Here is an 18,105-nt window from a genome sequence, read left to right as displayed (position 1 = left end):
GAATCCCTGGACATTGTTGTAATCCGTTCGCGCGAGCTTTGCTTGCGCGTTCTGGTTTTCAGCGTTCGGCAGCGAAAGCCGCATCCAGACCAGGATTGTTCTGCACATGTCGACCTCGGCCCGCCTTATTCTCATTGTTTGCGCCGCGCTCCTCAGCGCCTGCGCAAGCCGCCCGCCGCCGCCCGCTCCCGTAGCGGTGAAGCCCAAGCCGGTGTTCAACTATTCCACCCAGAATTTCTCGCCCGCAGCCGAAGACGTACTCTTCCGTGCGCTGGGCCTGGTCGGCACGCCTTACCGTTGGGGCGGCAACACGCCGGACTCCGGGTTTGATTGCAGTGGCCTGATCGGGTTTGTCTTCCGCGATGCCGCTGGTATCTCCCTGCCGCGTACCACCCGTGAACTGATCGTGATGCGCGCCCAGGATGTCAGCGAGCAGAACCTGCAGACCGGCGACTTGCTGTTCTTCGCCACCGGTGGCGGTTCCCAGGTCAGCCACGCCGGGATCTACGTGGGTGAAGGCCGCTTTGTGCATGCGCCGCAAACCGGCGGCACCGTGAAGCTGGATACGTTGTCCAAGGCCTATTGGCAGAATGCCTACCTGAGCGCCAAGCGCGTGTTGCCGGGTAACCTGGCACGCAATCCTTAGCGCCAGACTCGAATCAAAATGTGGGAGGGAGCTTGCCCCCGATAGCAGTGTGTCAGCTAACGATCAATGGGCTGATCCACCGCCATCGGGGCAGCCCCCTCCCACAGTTGTTTTGTGGCAGCTTCAAGTACAGGTGAGGCAGTTGCTTTAATTGACGCTCCACCCCCAACCTACTACCCTTCGCCGCTTGTTCCAGGTGCTCTGTGACCCACGGGTCGATGGAGTGAAACAGGGAAGCCGGTGAGTGAGCGCACTTCTACACAGTGCCGCCGCGATTCCGGCGCTGCCCCCGCAACGGTAAATGAGTCAAGACGCTGCCTTTTGCCACTGTATCGCCTGCGATATGGGAAGGCGCAGCGTTGGCCTGCCTTCAAGCAGCACGCCACTCATGAGCCCGGAGACCGGCCTGCAACATCCAACAGCATCACGGTGGGCGATGCTTGGCTGTCTGTTTTTTCTTTTTCCCTGCCCGCCGTTTTTGTCCAGCCCCAACGGAGAGCTGCCATGACCGATTCCCCCGACCGCGACGAACGCCACCTGGCGCGCATGCTGCGCAAAAAAGCCGTGATCGACGAGCGCATCGCCAACTCCCCCAACGAATGCGGTCTGTTGCTGGTGCTGACCGGCAACGGCAAAGGCAAAAGCAGCTCCGCGTTCGGCATGTTGGCCCGAGCGATGGGCCACGGCATGCAGTGCGGCGTGGTGCAATTCATCAAGGGGCGTAACAGCACCGGTGAAGAATTGTTCTTCCGCCGCTTCCCCGAGCAGGTGCGTTTCCATGTGATGGGCGAAGGTTTCACCTGGGAAACCCAGGACCGCCAGCGTGACATCGCCGCCGCCGAAGCCGCCTGGGCGGTCTCCCGCGAATTGCTGCAAGACCCCTCTATCGGCCTGGTGGTGCTGGACGAGCTGAACATCGCGCTCAAGCACGGCTACCTTGACCTGGACCAGGTCCTCAGCGACCTGCAAGCCCGTCCGCCGATGCAACACGTGGTGGTCACCGGCCGTGGCGCCAAACCCGAGTTGATCGAAATGGGCGACACCGTCACCGAAATGGGCATGCTCAAGCACGCGTTCCAGGCCGGCATCAAGGCACAGAAGGGCGTCGAACTTTGAATCAGCCCCGTCATTGCCCAGCCGTGTTGATCGCCGCTCCGGCGTCCGGCCAGGGCAAAACCACCGTCACCGCCGCGCTTGCCCGTTTGCATCGCAACCTGGGGCGCAAGGTGCGCGTGTTCAAATGCGGCCCGGACTTCCTCGACCCCATGATTCACGAGCGCGCCAGCGGTGCGCCGGTGTATCAGTTGGATATGTGGATGGTGGGCGAGCAGGAAAGTCGTCGTTTGCTGTGGGAAGCGGCGGGGGAGGCGGACCTGATCCTGATCGAAGGCGTGATGGGCCTGTTCGACGGCACACCGTCCAGCGCCGACCTGGCACGACACTTCGGCGTGCCGGTGCTGGGGGTGATCGATGGCACAGCCATGGCGCAGACATTCGGTGCGTTGGCATTGGGCCTGGCGCGCTATCAGCCGGATCTGCCATTCGCCGGCGTACTGGCCAACCGGGTCGGCACCCTGCGTCATGCGCAACTGCTCGAAGGCAGCCTCACCGAGGGCCTGCGCTGGTATGGCGCGTTGTCACGCGAGACCGGTATCGAACTGCCTAGTCGCCACCTCGGCCTGGTGCAGGCCAGCGAGCTGAATGATCTCGACGTCCGCCTGGACGCCGCCGCCCAAGCCCTGGGCAGCAGTTGCGAAGTCGCCTTGCCGCCACCAGTGACGTTCGCTGCGCCGCAAGTGATCGAGGCTGAGCCCTTGCTCAAGGGCGTTCGCATTGCCGTGGCCCGCGATGAGGCCTTCGCTTTTACCTACGGCGCGAGTCTCGACCTGCTGCGCGCAATGGGCGCTGAGCTGGCGTTCTTCTCGCCGATTCACGATAGCCAGTTGCCCGATGCCGACAGCCTCTACCTGCCCGGCGGTTACCCGGAATTGCACCACCAGGCGCTGTCGGAAAACATCCCGATGCTCGAAGCCATTCGCGCTCACCACGCGGCCGGCAAACCCTTGCTCGCCGAATGTGGCGGCATGCTCTATCTGCTGGACTCGCTGACCGATGTCGACGGCACCCGCGCCGGACTGCTCGGCCTGTTGCAGGGCGACGCGGTGATGCAAAAGAAACTGGCGGCCCTGGCCCTGCAAAGCGTCGAATTGCCGGAAGGCACCCTGCGTGGCCATACCTATCACCATTCCCTGACCACCACTGAATGGCAGCCGATTGCCCGTGGCCTGAGCCCCAACGGCGGGCGCGGTGCCGAGGCGGTATACCGGCAGGGGCGGATGACGGCGTCCTACGTACATTTCTATTTCCCATCCAATCCCAAGGCGGTGGCCGCATTGTTTGCGCCCGATCCAGCTCTATGACTGACAACGCCTTTCCCGAGGCCGACCGCCAGGCTGTCTACCGTGCCATCGCCGAACGCCGCGACATGCGCCACTTCAGCGGCGGTACTGTCGCCCCCGAATTGCTCCACCGCCTGCTCCAGGCCGCACACCAGGCGCCCAGTGTCGGCCTGATGCAGCCCTGGCGCTTTATCCGCATCAGCGACCGTGCATTGCGTGGGCAGATTCAGCAACTGGTGGAAGAAGAACGCGTGCGCACCGCCGAAGCCCTGGGCGAGCGCTCCGATGAGTTCATGAAGCTCAAGGTCGAAGGCATTCACGACTGCGCCGAAGTGCTGGTGGCGGCGTTGATGGATGATCGCGAGCGGCACATCTTCGGGCGTCGCACCCTGCCGGAAATGGACATGGCGTCATTGTCCTGTGCTATCCAGAATTTGTGGCTGGCGGCGCGGGTCGAAGGCCTGGGCATGGGCTGGGTCTCGTTGTTCGAGCCCCAGGCGCTGGCCGATCTGCTGGGCTTGCCGCCCGGCGCGAAACCCCTGGCCGTGTTGTGCCTGGGGCCGGTGGCCGAGTTCTATCCGGCACCGATGTTGCAGCTCGAAGGCTGGACCGAACCACGGCCGTTGAGTGACATGTTGTATGAAAATGCCTGGGGAGTGAGTCAATGAGTGTGGCCTTGCTGTGTGTCGCTGCAGTCGCGCTGGATGCGCTGCTGGGCGAACCCAGGCGCTGGCATCCGCTGGTGGCGTTCGGCAATTTCGCCGGGCGCATCGAGCAGCGTTTCAATACCGGTGGCCGTGGCTGGCGCAGCCATGGCGTGACCGCGTGGTTTATCGCCGTGGTGCCGCTGACGCTGCTGGCCACGGCCTTATCGTGGGCGCCGTACATCGGCTGGGTGCTGGAGACCCTGGCGCTGTACTGTGCCCTCGGCATGCGCAGCCTTGGCGAGCATGTGATTCCGGTAGCCCAGGCCCTGCGCAGTGATGACCTGGAGGAAGCGCGCAAGCGTGTGAGCTATCTGGTCAGCCGTCAGACCAGCGAGCTGGACCGCACCGAAGTTGCCCGTGCCGCCACCGAATCGGTGCTGGAGAACGGCAGCGATGCGGTGTTCGCTGCGATTTTCTGGTTTATGGTGGCCGGCGTGCCGGGCGTGGTGCTTTACCGCCTGAGCAACACCCTCGACGCCATGTGGGGGTATCGCAACGAGCGCTTTGAGCGTTTCGGTTGGGCGGCGGCAAAAATCGACGACGTGCTGAATTACATTCCCGCACGCCTGGTGGCGTTGACCTACGCCGTGCTGGGCAAGACGCGCCTGGCGCTCAAATGCTGGCGCACCCAAGGCCCGACCTGGGACAGTCCCAATGCCGGTCCGGTGATGGCTGCCGGTGCTGGTGCCCTGGGTGTTGAGCTGGGCGGTGCGGCGATCTATCACGGTGAAGTGCACCATCGCCCGCAACTGGGCGAAGGCCCGGCGGCGGATGCCGATTCCATCGAACGGGGCTGGCAACTGGTGCAGCGCGGCGTATGGTTGTGGCTGCTGATCCTATGCGCGGGGGCGCAATTCTATGCTTGAGCACGGTGGCCGGCTGCGCAAGGCAGCGATTCAATACGGGATAGCCGAAGCCGACTGGCTCGACCTGTCCAGCGGTCTCGCGCCCTGGCCCTGGCCGATCCCCGAGATCCCCTTGCGCGCCTGGGCGCGCCTGCCGGAAACCGACGACGGCCTGGAGCAGGCCGCCAGCGAATACTACGGTGCTGCGCATCTGTTGCCAGTGCCGGGTTCCCAGGCGGCGATCCAGTTGCTGCCGCGGCTGCGTCGCGCGGGCAAGGTCGGCGTGCTGTCGCCGTGCTATGCCGAACACGCCGAAGCCTGGCGCCGCGCCGGTTATGTTGTGCGCGAAGTGCAGGAGCAGGAAGTCGACTTCTTCCTGGATGGCCTCGACGTGCTGGTGGTGGTCAACCCCAATAATCCGACCGGCCTGAGCCTGACCCCGCAACGACTGCTGGATTGGCACTCGCGGCTGGCCCAGCGCGGCGGCTGGTTAGTGGTGGACGAAGCCTTCATGGATGTGACCCCGCAACTGAGCCTGGCGGGCCAGGCGCATCAGGTCGGTTTGATCGTGCTGCGCTCGTTCGGCAAGTTCTTCGGCCTGGCCGGCGTGCGACTGGGCTTCGTGTTGGCCGAGCGCAAGTTACTCAAGTTACTCGCCGAGCAGCTCGGCCCCTGGGCGGTCAGCGGGCCGACGCGGGTGCTGGGCCAAGTGTGCCTGCGCGACACGGCCGGGCATGCACTGCAACGTGCGCGTTGCATCGAGGCGGGCCAGCGCTTGTTCGCGTTGCTGGAGCGCCACGGCTTTCCACCCCACGGCGGCTGCGCGCTGTTCCAATGGCTGATCACGCCCCATGCCGAACGCATGCACGAATTCATGGCCCAGCGCGGCATTCTGCTGCGCCTGTTCGTGCACGACGGCAGCCTGCGTTTCGGCCTGCCCGACACCGAGGCCGATTGGCAGCGCCTGGACGAAGCCCTGGTCGCCTATAAGGACGCAACATGAGTACGCTGATGGTGCAGGGCACCACCTCCGATGCCGGCAAGAGCACGCTGGTGACCGCATTGTGCCGCTGGCTGGTACGCCAGGGCGTGGCCGTGGTGCCGTTCAAGCCGCAGAACATGGCGCTCAACAGCGCCGTGACCGCCGAAGGTGGTGAGATCGGCCGCGCCCAGGCAGTGCAGGCCCAGGCCGCCAACCTGGCGCCCCATACCGACATGAACCCGGTGCTGCTCAAGCCCAACAGCGACACCGGCTCCCAAGTGATCATCCACGGCCGCGCCGTGACCACCATGAACGCAGTGGCCTATCACGACTACAAAGCCATCGCGATGCAAGCGGTGCTGGCCTCCCACGCGCGGTTGAGTCAGGCCTATCCCGTGGTCATGGTGGAAGGCGCTGGCTCACCGGCGGAAATCAACCTGCGCGCCAACGACATCGCCAACATGGGCTTCGCCGAGGCGGTGGATTGCCCGGTGTTGCTGATCGCCGATATCAATCGCGGCGGGGTATTCGCCCACCTGGTCGGCACCCTGGAGCTGCTGTCACCCACGGAACAGGCGCGGGTCAAAGGCTTCATCATCAACCGTTTTCGCGGCGACATCGCGCTGTTGCAGCCGGGCCTGGACTGGTTGGAAGCGCGCACCGGCAAACCGGTGGTGGGCGTGTTGCCCTACGTGATGGACCTGCACCTGGAAGCCGAGGACGGCATCGACCAACGCCAGATCGACAAGGCGGCCCAGGTGCTCAAGGTGGTGGTGCCGGTGTTGCCGCGCATCAGCAACCACACGGATTTCGACCCGCTGCGCCTGCACCCCCAGGTGGATTTGCAATTCATTGGTCCGGGCCAGCCGATCCCGGCCGCCGACCTGATTATCCTGCCCGGCTCAAAAAGTGTGCGCAGCGACCTGGCGTATCTGCGTGCCAACGGTTGGGGCACCGCCGTGGCGCGTCACTTGCGTTACGGCGGCAAAGTGCTCGGCATTTGCGGCGGCTTGCAGATGCTCGGCGAGCAAGTGCACGACCCGTTGGGACTGGAAGGGCCTGCCGGTTCCAGCGATGGCCTGGGGCTGCTTGCCTTCAGTACCACGCTGGAAGAAGAGAAGCAGCTGCGCAATGTGCGGGGACGCTTGTTGTTGGAGAATGCCGAGGTCAGCGGTTATGAGATCCATGCGGGCGTGACGTCTGGCGACGCTTTGTCGAACGCTGCCGTGTTGCTGGATGATGGCCGCAGCGATGGCGCGCAAAGTGCCGACGGGCAAATCCTAGGCACCTACTTGCATGGCTTGTTCGAAAGCCCGGCCGCGTGCAGCGCCTTGTTGCGCTGGGCCGGTTTGCAGGATGTGCAGGAAGTGGATTACCACGCCCTGCGCGAGCGCGATATCGAGCGCCTGGCGGACTTGGTGGAGAACCACTTGGATACTGAGTTGTTACGCAAACTATGTGGGATTTGACAGTGAGCGAATGCGCTGAGTATTCAACTGCTGCACTGCAACCCAAAGGTGGGAGGGGGCTTGCCCCCGATGGCGGTGTGTCAGTAGCCAATGGGATGACTGGCGCCACGCCATCGGGAGCAAGCTCCCTCCCACAGGGAGCCGTGCCAGCTTCGAGGGTCCCACTGGCCAAGCGAGGTGTTATGTCATGCTCCAACTGATCCTCGGCGGCGCCCGTTCCGGCAAAAGCCGCCTTGCCGAAAAGCTCGCCAGCGACAGCGGCTTGCCGGTCACGTACATCGCCACCAGCCAACCTTTGGATGGCGAGATGAACGCGCGCGTTGCCCTGCATCGCCAGCGTCGCCCCGACCATTGGGGCCTTATTGAAGAACCTGTCGAACTGGCGCGTGTACTGCGTGAAAACGCCGCAACCGAGCGCTGCCTGCTGGTGGATTGCCTGACCCTGTGGCTGACCAACTTGCTGATGCTTGAGGATGCGGATCGTCTGGCCGCCGAGCGCGATCAACTGCTGGAAACCCTGGCCGTGCTGCCGGGTGAAATCATTTTTGTCAGCAACGAGACCGGTCTGGGTGTCGTGCCGCTGGGCGAATTGACTCGCCGCTATGTGGATGAAGCCGGTTGGCTGCATCAAGCTTTGGCCGAGCGGTGTCAGCGTGTGGTCCTGACCGTCGCCGGCCTGCCCCTGACTTTGAAAGGTACTGCGTTATGACTGACACCTGGTGGCTCAACCCGTGTAAGGCGATCGACACTCAAGCGTACGAACACGCCCTGGCACGCCAACAGCAACTGACCAAACCGGCCGGCTCCCTCGGCCAGTTGGAAGCGCTGGCGGTGCAATTGGCCGGCTTGCAGGGCCAGGTCAAGCCGTCGGTGGACGCGCTGTGGATCGCCATTTTCGCCGGTGATCATGGCGTGGTTGCCGAAGGCGTTTCGGCGTTTCCCCAGGAAGTCACCGGGCAGATGCTGCACAATTTTGTCAGCGGTGGCGCGGCCATCAGCGTATTGGCGCGACAGTTGGACGCTCAGTTGGAAGTGGTCGACCTCGGCACGGTGAACCCGTCCCTGGACCTGCCCGGTGTGCGTCACCTGAACATCGGCGCGGGCACCGCCAATTTCGTCAACGGCCCGGCCATGACCCAGGCCCAGGGGCAACGTGCCCTGCAAGCCGGTCGCGACAGTGCGCGGCGTGCGTTGGCTGGCGGTGCACAGCTGTTTATCGGCGGCGAGATGGGCATCGGCAACACCACCGCCGCCAGTGCGCTGGCGTGTGCCTTGCTCGACTGCCAGGTCAGTGACCTGACGGGGCCGGGCACCGGCTTGAATGCCCAGGGCGTGAGCCACAAAGTGGCGGTGATCGAACGCGCACTGGCGGTGCATGCCGCTCAGCGCGGCGATGCCTTGCAGACCCTGTTCAATCTCGGCGGCTTTGAGATTGCCGCGCTGGTCGGTGCGTACCTGGCCTGTGCCCAGGAAGGCATCGTGGTGTTGGTGGATGGGTTCATCTGCACCGTTGCGGCACTGGTCGCCACGCGCCTGAACCCGGCATGCCGTGAGTGGCTGGTGTTCGGCCATCGCGGCGCCGAGCCTGGCCATCGTCATGTGCTGCAACACCTCGACGCGCAGCCACTGCTGGAACTGGGCCTGCGCCTGGGCGAAGGCAGTGGCGCGGCGCTGGCAGTGCCGTTGTTGCGCCTGGCGTGTGCGCTGCACGGGCAGATGGCAACCTTCGCCGAAGCCGCCGTGGCAGACCGTCCGGCATGACCTTGCACCTGGACCTGCTGCGCCATGGCGAAACCGAACTGGGCGGTGGCCTGCGCGGCAGCCTGGACGATGCACTCACTGCCAACGGCTGGGCGCAGATGCGCGAGGCCGTGGTGGCGCAGGGGCCGTGGGACCGCTTGATCAGCTCGCCGCTGCAACGCTGCGCGCGATTCGCCGAAGAATTGGGCGCCAGGCTCAAGTTGCCGGTGACGCTGGAGAAGGACCTGCAAGAGCTGCACTTCGGTGCCTGGGAAGGGCAGAGTGCAGCGGCCTTGATGGAGACCGACGCCCAAGGGCTGGGGTTGTTCTGGGCCGATCCCTACAGCTTCACACCGCCGGACGGGGAGCCAGTCAGCGCCTTTTCCGACCGGGTACTGGGTGCTGTCGCCCGTTTGCATCAGGCGTACACCGGTGAGCGGGTCTTGTTGATCAGTCACGGCGGCGTGATGCGCCTGTTACTGGCGCAGGCGCGTGGTTTGCCCCGGGAGCAGTTGTTGAATGTCGAAGTCGGTCATGGTGGGCTGTTCAGCCTCCAAGTCGCAGCTGACGGCTCGCTGAAGGAAGGGGTTTAGGCATGCTGCCGTTCTGGATCGCCCTGCAATTTCTCAGCAGCCTGCCGATTCGCCTGCCGGGCATGCCGCAGCCTCAGGAGCTGGGGCGTTCGCTGCTGTTTTATCCGGTCGTCGGCCTGTTGTTCGGCGTGCTGTTGTGGGCGCTGAACAGCGTATTGATGGGCGCGCCATTGCTGCTGCATGCCGCACTGTTGCTGACGGCTTGGGTATTGCTCAGTGGCGGCCTGCACCTGGACGGCCTGGCGGACAGCGCCGATGCCTGGCTGGGCGGCTTCGGTGACCGCGAGCGCACGCTCACCATCATGAAGGACCCGCGCAGCGGGCCGATTGCCGTGGTGACGCTTGGCTTGGTGCTGCTGCTCAAATTCACCGCGTTGGTGGCGTTGATCGAACAACACAACGGCGCCGCGCTGATCCTGGCCCCGCTGATCGGCCGCGCATCGATGCTGGCGTTGTTTCTCACCACGCGCTATGTGCGTGCCGGTGGACTGGGCCAGGCATTGTCGGATCATTTGCCGAGGATCGTCGGTCAGCAGGTACTGATCCTCAGTGGACTTGCCTGCATCCTGATCGGCGGCTTCAGCGGCGGGGTTGCGGTATTGCTCGCGGCGATCGGCTTTGTGGGGCTGCGCCAACTGATGGTCAATCGCCTGGGTGGCACCACGGGCGACACCGCTGGGGCACTGTTGGAGCTGCTGGAAGTCTTGGTGTTGGTCGGCCTGGCTCTGTAACACTTTCTTGCATTTCCTTAATCGCGGGTATATACACGTTCCATGCTTGCCTCCCAATGTTTGTGTACCAACCTGCGACGTGCCGCCCGTGGCGTCAGCAGGCATTACGACGGCGCTCTCGACGGCTTCGGGATCAACGTCGCCCAGTATTCTTTGCTGTGCAACCTGCAACGACTCGATCAGCCGAGCATTTCCAGCCTGGCGGAAGCCATGGGCCTGGATCGCAGCACTTTGGGCCGCAACCTGCGGGTGCTGGAAGGCGAAGGCCTGGTGCAACTGGTGGAAGGCGACGACCTGCGCAATCGCCTGGTGATGTTGACCCGGGAGGGTGAAGCGCGACTTGCCGCTGCATTACCCGCCTGGGAGGCGGCGCAACAGAAATTGATCGATCAACTGGGTGCGGAAAAACGCGAAACCTTGTTGGCCTTGCTGGATGAGCTCGCCTGAAAGGCAGTTTGTTCGAATACAAGCGGGTATATACCCGCGAGCGGAGAATAAGAAATGACCTCGATGTGGCGCACCAGTGGCTGGATTCTTGTGGGGAGTGCGCTGATCCTGGCGTTGTCGTTGGGCGTGCGTCACGGTTTCGGCCTGTTCCTGGCGCCGATGAGCAGCGAGTTTGGCTGGGGCCGTGAGACCTTCGCCTTTGCCATTGCCTTGCAGAACCTGATCTGGGGCCTGGCGCAGCCGTTCACCGGCGCCCTGGCCGACCGGTTTGGCGCGACGAAAGCGGTGTTTGTTGGCGGCATCCTGTACGCGGCAGGCCTGGTGTTGATGGGTATGTCGGATTCGGCGTGGTCGTTGTCCCTCAGTGCGGGCTTGCTGATCGGTATCGGCCTGTCCGGCACCTCGTTCTCGGTGATTCTGGGTGTAGTCGGGCGGGCCGTGGCGCCGGAAAAACGCAGCATGGCCATGGGCATCGCGAGTGCTGCCGGTTCGTTCGGTCAGTTCGCCATGGTGCCTGGCACTTTGGGGTTGATCAGCTGGCTGGGCTGGTCCGCGGCACTGCTGGCGCTCGGCCTGATGGTGGCGTTGATTCTGCCGCTGGTCGCCATGCTCAAGGACCGACCATTACCGGCGGTGGCGGGCCAGCAGACCTTGCGTGAAGCCTTGAAGGAAGCTTGTTCCCATTCCGGTTTCTGGTTGTTGGCGTTCGGCTTTTTTGTCTGCGGTTTCCAGGTGGTGTTTATCGGCGTGCACCTGCCGGCCTACCTGGTGGACCAGCACTTGCCGGCCACCGTCGGCACCACGGTGCTGGCACTGATTGGCCTGTTCAATATCTTCGGGACCTACACCGCCGGCTGGCTCGGCGGGCGCATGTCCAAGCCACGCCTGCTGACGGGCTTGTACCTGCTGCGTGCGGTGGTGATCGTGCTGTTCCTGTGGGCGCCGGTCACTGAGATCACGGCCTACCTGTTCGGTATGGCGATGGGCTTCCTGTGGCTGTCCACCGTGCCGCTGACCAACGGTACGGTGGCGACGTTGTTTGGTGTGCGAAACCTCTCCATGCTGGGTGGGATCGTGTTCCTGTTCCACCAGCTCGGTTCGTTCCTGGGCGGCTGGTTGGGCGGGGTGGTCTATGATCGAACCGGCAACTACGATTTGATCTGGCAGGTGGCGATTCTGTTGAGCCTGCTCGCCGCCGCCCTGAACTGGCCGGTGCGTGAGCGGCCGGTGGCGCGCTTGCAGGCGCAGATGGAGGCGGCATGAGTGTAGCGTTACGCGGTGTGATCCTCGTTGCGGGGCTGATCCTGGTGCTGCTGGCCTGGTGGGGTTGGCAACATGGCGGGCTGGCGTTGATGCAACTGGGTATGTCGATCTGTTAAGTTCGTGGTTTGAATACCTTCAAGGACACACGACATGCAGATGCGTTGGCTCGCTGTACCCGTCCTGATGGCCATTGGCAGTGCTGCCCTGGCCGCCAGTTGCCCGCCGCTGCTGGAAGGCCAGGTGCCCAAGCTGCGCGCCAAGGAATCCATCGACCTGTGCCAGCGCTTTGCCGGCAAGCCCCTGGTCATCGTCAACACCGCCAGCTTCTGCGGGTTCGCCCCACAGTTCAAAGGCCTTGAAGCGTTGTATCAACGCTACAAGGGCCAGGGGCTGGAAGTGATCGGCGTGCCGTCCGATGACTTCAAGCAGGAAGCCAAGACCGGCGAAGAAACCGCCAAGGTCTGCTACGTGAATTACGGCGTGACCTTCACCATGACCGAGCCACAGAAGGTCAAGGGGCCGGATGCGGTGCACCTGTTCAAGGTCCTGGCACAGCAGACCGATACGCCGCCGAAGTGGAATTTCTACAAGTACGTGGTGGATCGGCAGGGCAAGGTGATCGCCAATTTTTCCAGTTTGACCAAGCCGGACAATCCGGATTTGATCAAGGCGGTGGAACAGGCGATCGCCTCCAAACCTTGAGGGCCCGCCATTAAAAAGCCCCGCTTCCTTTGCAGGAGAGCGGGGCTTTTTTATACGGTGTCAGATCAGAACTTGTACGTTACGCCCAGGCCAAAACCGTTGGCGCTGTTTTCGTACTTAGCATTGTAGGACTGGCCCAATGCGTTGGCGCGAGCGACCTTGACTGGTTCTTCCTTGAGGTAGGAGTAAGCCACATCAACGGTCATGTTCGGCATTACATCGTAACCAAGGCCGAGACTGAAGATAGTCCGGTCACCGGTTGGGATGCGCGGCGAACGGTCCTTGTTGTTGGTCGGCGACTGGTCGAAGGTCAGGCCGGTACGCAGCACCACTTGCTTGGTGACGCGATACGAGGTACCCAAGGCATAGGCCCAAGTGTCGTGCCAGTTCTGGTCTTCTTTGATGGTGCCGACAATTTGCGGAGCCAAAGCACCGCTACCGGCTGCGGCCGATACACCTTCGTTGTTGACGGTAATGTCTTTCAGTCGGCTCCAACGGGTCCATGTAGCGCCTGCGTAGAGTTTCCACGCGTCGCTCATGTCTTGAGTAACCGAGAGGTCCCAGGATTCAGGCGTGTCGATCTTCAGCGACGCGTCGTAGCGGCCATTGTTCAGCAGCGCAGCCGGAACGTTGGTGCCTTTGGTCACTTCAGTATGGCCTTCGAGCTTGTATTTCACTTTCGAGTGGTAGGTCAGGCCCACGCGAGTTGTATCAGTGGCTTGAACCAGCAGGCCGGCATTGAAGCCGACGGCGGTGTCATCTCCCTTGATCTTGATGTTGTTGGAGCCGGTACCAGGGACTGGCAGGTTGATATCGGACTCGAGCGTACCAGCGATACGGTTGATAGTCGGGCCAAAACCAATGGAAACCCGATCGTTGAAGGCGTAGCTCACCGTAGGCTGGAAGGTGATGACCGTCACTTCGCTTTTGCTGCCAAAAGCTTTGCCTTGGAAGCCATTTTCGTAGTCTGTCACGAGGCCAAACGGAGCATAGACGCCGAAACCGACAGCCCATTGTTCGTTGAGTTTATTGGTGTAGAACCCAAAAGGAACGGCAGTGAAAGGCACCATATCGCCTTTGTTCGTGCCTGTGGAGCGGCCGCTGACATCCTTGATGTTGCTTGAGGCATCAATCGCTGCAACACCGCCAGTGACTTGCTGACCTTCAAGGCGAGCCATACCGGCAGGGTTACCATAAACGGTACTTGCATTTTCGGCAGAAGAAGAGCGGCCTGCGAAACCCGTTCCCATTCCTGCGACGTCTTGTTCGTTAAGGGCAAAGCCACTTGCGAACACGTGGGAAGAGGCCATGGCAACGGCGAGGCTAAGTGTGGTCTTGAGCATTACTTTTTTCATTATTAGAACTCCGTGGTGATCACCGCTGCGGAAAGTAACAATAAATTTAACATCGCGCTATAGGCTGTAATGCAGGAGATAGAGCGGTTTTGTAGGACAATCCGACCAAAATTCCGGTTTTTTGGCGAATCTTGCAAATTGCCCGGTCAGCAAACCACCTGATTCATGGGTGAAACACAGGTTTGCCAGGCTTGAGTGAAATCGCGCAGCCTTCCTTGTGGATGAAAAATTTCTTTCCAGATACGTGCCATGGCCAGCACATCACCGGGCGGGGGCAGTGCAGGGGTGTGTTGTTCCACCAAAAGCCAGGCGATGGCCGTGGCATAACGCAGGTTGACCGTCAGCTCAAGTTGCGGTGCGCTGAGGAACGCGTGCTGGCTGGCGAGGCCGCGTACCAGGCTGGCGCGCTCGGGGTCCAGCGCCAGGTAGCTGTCCCACAAGGCGCGGTGGCGCGGTTCGGTGATGCTGTACAGGCCATGCCCCCGCCGGTCGTGCAAGGCGGAACCGAGTTCCGACTGGCTGGCGGCAATGCCCAGCAGCAGGGACTCGGCCGTCGGGTTATGTCGGCCGAGGTACATCAACGTCGGCCTGATCACATAACGACACAATTCGCTGGCAGCGATACCCATACACGCCTCAATCCGTGAAAGTGGTCGACGAAGCCTGAGAAGGTGGGGGCTTGGCAGCAGTGGATCGGATCTCAGGCTCGCCGGAAGCGGATCATGCCGCTTGAGTTGAAGTGTAGTGTCATATTTACGATGTAAAGGACTGTTTTTAAAACATCTTCTTCATTTAGTTATAACGTTTATATCTATTTGAACTTAGTGCAATCGCTCAACCAGTAAATTCCGGGCAATAAAAAACCCTGCTGTTCAAGCAGGGTTTTTGTGTTTCAGCGACTCGGGTCGGTCAGGCGGTCAATGCCTGACGGGTACGCTCGATCACGGCCTGCAGCGGTTCTGCGCTGGAGTATTGATCGGGGTACAGGCGTTCGCTGTGACGAGCGATGCCGTGTTCGTTGACCAGGGTGAAGCTGAAGCAGCCTTTGCGCGCCGCCATGATCAGGCAGTTCATTGGTGCAAAAGCGTTGGTGAGGGTGCGAATGGCATCCTGAGTGTGGATTTGAGCGTTCATATTATGGGTGTTCCTACAAATGACACGGAATAAGATCCGTGCCGTATTAAAACGTTCCAGTGACGTTGATCACCATTGATCGAACGAAGAACCCGACTGGAACAAAGCAGCCAGTTTGAAGCGCTATTAAGTTAGGCGCGCTTGGGCTGGCAGGTAGGTACTTAGGAGGGCAGGCATCACAACAGGGGCAAAGGTTCTGGGCCCGGGGTGAAGATCCTGATCAATTTGCAGGTTGGTTCGGTCAGAGTATGGAAACTTCGCGGCACCCTTTGCTTGTTCAAAGGCAGTGTCGTCGCAAGTGATACCTGGAAACCATCGAGGTGGTCGATCCCGTGTTGTGCAGGGGAGTTGTTCGACCAGAATTGACTTTCAGCTTGGTACTAACGCCGCGGATAGTAACGGATTGAAACAGGTAAGGGAAGTGTGTTAGCTAAAAAACTTCGATCAACCGCCCAGCAGGCCCCGATAAACCAGTACCGTGGCTGCTGCTGCCAGCGAGCAACCCAGGCCATAGGCGGCGAGGGTCAAGCGCAAGGACTGGCCGGTCTCGACCACTTTCATCACATCACCCATATCGTTGATCCGGCCTTCGCCGAGCTCAATGCACAAGCTCACAGCCGTGAACGCCGCCGACAGCAGGATGGCGATGGCGAACAGTGCCCCATCCGGAGAGGGCAGCGCCGCATTGATTCCCAATGAAATGGCACAGATGGCCAGGAGCAACACTGCGAACAACAGAATTCCTTTCATCAACCCCTCCATCGTTGCGCTGTAGGTCGGGGAGTGTGGCGAGCCCGGCAAGATTTGAAAAGTCCCTGTTTTGCCCCGGCGGTAACATCTTTGCAGCAAGTTGCTTCAAAAAACGCCGGGGATATAACCGTCCGATGGGTACTTGTGCACATTAGTTGCGGGAGGTGTAACCGTGCTGTCAACTGCTCCACCGGGCCGCCATTTGCCTGCAATGGAAATTTAAGTCAATGAAAAATCGGGCTTTTTTTTATTGGTGAAAAAATCGTCAGTTTGACTGCGACCCCCACTCCATGGGGCTTTGCGCGAGTTAAAGGGAGGTTGTCCACTGAGTTATCCACAGCTTCTGTGGATTGTCCCGAGCGCTTGCTCTAGAACGGGCGTGCAGAGTTTTTTCAGCTTTACCTGTACGAAAAAAAGAGTAGAGTGGCGCGCCTTCCGATCTGTCCCACAGTGCTTTATGAAGTTTCGCTCAGTATCACCTTCTGTTACCTATACCCCTCAAACTGTTACCGCCCCAAAGCGTTTCTCGTTGAAAGTTGCCTTGTGGCTGCTCGACAGTCCGCGCCTGGGTCATAACACCAACGTCAAACACTTCGCCGGGCGCTTGCTCAAGCAGCCTGCCCGTGAAGGTGTAGTCGCCGCCCAAAGCCGCCTGGGCCAACTGATGTGCCGTGAATGCGGGAATGCCCGCGACCGTCGCATCGGCCACGATCTGTTGCGCCTGGCGGCTCGCGCCGGTGACCGTCGCGCCCAGCGTGAACTGGGCCAGGTCGAAGACTGAGCTGTCCTCAGGCCTTGGGCTCCGCTAACCTTGCTTTTTTTCGGTGATGGCAGACATGTCTATGGTTTTTGACTGGACCAGTATTGCCCTGGGCCTCGCAGGCGCTGCCGTGCCTTTATTGGCGGTGTGCTGGCAGCTTCAGCGGCGACTGACCGCCCGCATGACCGGCTGGGAACTGCTCGAAGAGCGCCTGGCCACTGCGCAACTGGCCCAGGAGGGCCTCGCCGCACAGTTGGATGCCAGCCGTGACGAGATCAGCGATCTGAGCCAGGCCAACGCCGCCAAGCAGGCTGACCTGGCCGCCCTGCGCCGCGAAGTCGAACTGCTGCAGATCGACCGTGACAATGCCCGCGACGCCGCCCACGCCTGGAACCTCGACCGCAGCGCCAAGGAGACCGAGCTGCGCCGCCTCGACGCCCTGTCAGCGGCCTTGCGCGCTGAACTGCGCGAACAACAGGACAGCCATCAACAGCGCCTAACCGACCTGCAAGGCTCGCGGGATGAGCTGCGCGCGCAGTTCGCCGAGCTGGCCGGCAAGATCTTCGATGAGCGCGAACAGCGCTTTGCCGAAACCAGCCAGGAGCGCCTGGGCCAATTGCTCGACCCGCTGAAGGAGCGCATTCAGTCTTTCGAAAAGCGCGTTGAAGAAAGCTATCAGAACGAGGCGCGCGAGCGTTTTTCCCTGGCTAAAGAGCTGGAGCGCCTACAGCAACTGAACCTGCGTCTGTCGGATGAAGCCACCAACCTGACCCGTGCGTTGAAGGGCCAGAAAACCCAAGGCAACTGGGGCGAGCTGATTCTTGAGCGGGTGCTGGAGCATGCGGGCCTGGAAAAAGGCCGTGAGTACCAGACCCAGGTCAGCCTCAAAGGCCCGGATGGCGAGCGCTTCCAGCCGGACGTGCTGATCATGTTGCCCGGTGACAAGCAGGTGGTGGTGGACTCCAAGGTCAGCCTCACCGCGTACCAACAATACGTGGCGGCGGATGATGAGGTCATCGGCCAGGCGGCCCTGAAACAGCACGTACTGTCGCTGCGCAATCACGTCAAAGGTCTGGCGAGCAAGGATTACAAACGTCTGGAAGGCCTGCATAGCCTGGATTTCGTGTTGCTGTTCGTGCCTATTGAAGCAGCGTTTTCCGCTGCGTTGCAGGCCGAGCCGAACCTGTTCCAGGAAGCCTTCGACCGGCATATCGTGATCGTCAGCCCAACCACGTTGCTGGCCACCCTGCGTGTGATCGACAGCCTGTGGAAGCAGGAGCGCCAGAGCCAGAACGCCCGGGAAATTGCCGAGCGCGCCGGTTGGCTCTACGACAAGTTTGTGTTGTTTATCCAGGACCTGGATGAAGTGGGTAACCGTTTACAGCAGTTGGATAAGGCTTACAGCGCAGCGCGTAACAAGCTGACAGATGGACGCGGGAATCTGGTCAGCCGGACTGAGCAACTGAGGTTGCTCGGTGCGCGGGCGAGTAAGAGTCTTCCTGCTGATTTGCTGGAACGGGCAATGACCGACTCAGATGGCGTGGCCCATCTGCCCGAGTAATTGTAGGCGCCGGCTTGCCGT

At 61.6% G+C, this 18,105-nt stretch carries 20 protein-coding genes and 1 riboswitch; of the genes, 16 read left to right on the top strand and 4 right to left on the bottom strand.

Translation table 11 applies throughout. From position 1 onward, the window contains the following. Window positions 1-106 precede the first annotated feature (106 nt). The 14 genes from ACZ445_RS21990 to ACZ445_RS21925 all read left to right on the top strand — a co-directional run bounded on the left by ACZ445_RS21990 (window position 107) and on the right by ACZ445_RS21925 (window position 12,524). Window positions 107-646, top strand: a complete 540-nt coding sequence (locus ACZ445_RS21990; protein WP_025855819.1) for a C40 family peptidase — start codon at window positions 107-109, stop codon at window positions 644-646. Between the two features lie 177 nt (window positions 647-823). Further along, window positions 824-1,070, top strand: a riboswitch (cobalamin riboswitch). An 80-nt stretch (window positions 1,071-1,150) separates the two neighbouring features. Further along, a complete protein-coding gene (gene cobO / locus ACZ445_RS21985) occupies window positions 1,151-1,762 on the top strand; it encodes a cob(I)yrinic acid a,c-diamide adenosyltransferase (protein ID WP_010208674.1) in 612 nt (203 codons plus the stop codon). Next, window positions 1,759-3,066 (top strand): cobyrinate a,c-diamide synthase, encoded by a 1,308-nt coding sequence (locus ACZ445_RS21980; RefSeq protein WP_464693821.1) that lies wholly within the window; start codon window positions 1,759-1,761, stop codon window positions 3,064-3,066. The genes cobO and ACZ445_RS21980 overlap by 4 nt, the downstream gene beginning before the upstream one ends. Further along, window positions 3,063-3,713, top strand: coding sequence for a 5,6-dimethylbenzimidazole synthase (gene bluB, locus ACZ445_RS21975; RefSeq protein WP_058424951.1), 651 nt, complete (start codon window positions 3,063-3,065; stop codon window positions 3,711-3,713). The genes ACZ445_RS21980 and bluB overlap by 4 nt, the downstream gene beginning before the upstream one ends. After that, a complete protein-coding gene (gene cbiB, locus ACZ445_RS21970; RefSeq protein ID WP_464707553.1) occupies window positions 3,710-4,618 on the top strand; it encodes an adenosylcobinamide-phosphate synthase CbiB in 909 nt (302 codons plus the stop codon). Before bluB ends, cbiB begins: the two co-directional genes overlap by 4 nt. Continuing rightward, window positions 4,611-5,600 (top strand): threonine-phosphate decarboxylase CobD, encoded by a 990-nt coding sequence (gene cobD, locus ACZ445_RS21965; protein WP_058424949.1) that lies wholly within the window; start codon window positions 4,611-4,613, stop codon window positions 5,598-5,600. Before cbiB ends, cobD begins: the two co-directional genes overlap by 8 nt. Then, window positions 5,597-7,048: a cobyric acid synthase gene (locus tag ACZ445_RS21960; protein WP_058424948.1), complete on the top strand. Its 1,452-nt coding sequence runs from the start codon at window positions 5,597-5,599 to the stop codon at window positions 7,046-7,048. Before cobD ends, ACZ445_RS21960 begins: the two co-directional genes overlap by 4 nt. A 187-nt stretch (window positions 7,049-7,235) precedes the next feature. Continuing rightward, window positions 7,236-7,757 carry a bifunctional adenosylcobinamide kinase/adenosylcobinamide-phosphate guanylyltransferase gene (cobU, locus tag ACZ445_RS21955; protein WP_058424947.1) on the top strand — a complete coding sequence of 174 codons (522 nt, stop codon included), beginning with the start codon at window positions 7,236-7,238 and terminating at the stop codon, window positions 7,755-7,757. Next, complete coding sequence (gene cobT / locus ACZ445_RS21950; protein ID WP_179028806.1) at window positions 7,754-8,809, top strand: nicotinate-nucleotide--dimethylbenzimidazole phosphoribosyltransferase; 1,056 nt, start codon at window positions 7,754-7,756, stop codon at window positions 8,807-8,809. Before cobU ends, cobT begins: the two co-directional genes overlap by 4 nt. Continuing rightward, complete coding sequence (gene cobC / locus ACZ445_RS21945) at window positions 8,806-9,381, top strand: alpha-ribazole phosphatase family protein (protein WP_058424945.1); 576 nt, start codon at window positions 8,806-8,808, stop codon at window positions 9,379-9,381. Before cobT ends, cobC begins: the two co-directional genes overlap by 4 nt. A gap of 2 nt (window positions 9,382-9,383) precedes the next feature. Continuing rightward, window positions 9,384-10,112, top strand: a complete 729-nt coding sequence (locus tag ACZ445_RS21940; protein ID WP_058424944.1) for an adenosylcobinamide-GDP ribazoletransferase — start codon at window positions 9,384-9,386, stop codon at window positions 10,110-10,112. Between the two features lie 42 nt (window positions 10,113-10,154). Further along, window positions 10,155-10,559, top strand: a complete 405-nt coding sequence (locus ACZ445_RS21935; RefSeq protein ID WP_058424943.1) for a MarR family winged helix-turn-helix transcriptional regulator — start codon at window positions 10,155-10,157, stop codon at window positions 10,557-10,559. Between the two features lie 63 nt (window positions 10,560-10,622). Beyond that, window positions 10,623-11,822: an MFS transporter gene (locus ACZ445_RS21930; protein ID WP_179028815.1), complete on the top strand. Its 1,200-nt coding sequence runs from the start codon at window positions 10,623-10,625 to the stop codon at window positions 11,820-11,822. Window positions 11,823-11,972: 150 nt separating this feature from the next. Then, the gene (locus ACZ445_RS21925; protein WP_464704285.1) at window positions 11,973-12,524 is read left to right on the top strand and encodes a glutathione peroxidase; all 552 of its coding nucleotides are present in this window, start codon (window positions 11,973-11,975) and stop codon (window positions 12,522-12,524) included. 65 nt (window positions 12,525-12,589) lie between these two features. Here the strand turns inward: ACZ445_RS21925 and ACZ445_RS21920 are convergent, their stop codons facing one another. The 4 genes from ACZ445_RS21920 to ACZ445_RS21905 form a co-directional block, all read right to left on the bottom strand. Then, a complete protein-coding gene (locus ACZ445_RS21920; protein WP_179028808.1) occupies window positions 12,590-13,879 on the bottom strand; it encodes an OmpP1/FadL family transporter in 1,290 nt (429 codons plus the stop codon). A 146-nt stretch (window positions 13,880-14,025) separates the two neighbouring features. Then, window positions 14,026-14,508 (bottom strand): hypothetical protein, encoded by a 483-nt coding sequence (locus tag ACZ445_RS21915; RefSeq protein ID WP_058424939.1) that lies wholly within the window; start codon window positions 14,506-14,508, stop codon window positions 14,026-14,028. Between the two features lie 280 nt (window positions 14,509-14,788). After that, complete coding sequence (locus ACZ445_RS21910) at window positions 14,789-15,013, bottom strand: hypothetical protein (protein WP_005790139.1); 225 nt, start codon at window positions 15,011-15,013, stop codon at window positions 14,789-14,791. Window positions 15,014-15,457: 444 nt separating this feature from the next. Then, window positions 15,458-15,763, bottom strand: a complete 306-nt coding sequence (locus ACZ445_RS21905; protein WP_058424938.1) for a hypothetical protein — start codon at window positions 15,761-15,763, stop codon at window positions 15,458-15,460. Window positions 15,764-16,220: 457 nt separating this feature from the next. Here ACZ445_RS21905 and ACZ445_RS21900 point away from each other — a divergent pair, with 457 nt between their 5' ends. Both ACZ445_RS21900 and ACZ445_RS21895 read left to right on the top strand, forming a co-directional pair. Then, window positions 16,221-16,544, top strand: a complete 324-nt coding sequence (locus ACZ445_RS21900; RefSeq protein ID WP_464707551.1) for a sel1 repeat family protein — start codon at window positions 16,221-16,223, stop codon at window positions 16,542-16,544. 175 nt (window positions 16,545-16,719) lie between these two features. After that, complete coding sequence (locus ACZ445_RS21895; protein WP_170856059.1) at window positions 16,720-18,084, top strand: DNA recombination protein RmuC; 1,365 nt, start codon at window positions 16,720-16,722, stop codon at window positions 18,082-18,084. The last annotated feature ends 21 nt before the right edge of the window (window positions 18,085-18,105 follow it).

This window comes from Pseudomonas allii, assembly GCF_055380095.1.
Note: the sequence above shows the minus strand (reverse complement) of the source record. Positions and strands in the feature narration are given on the sequence as shown.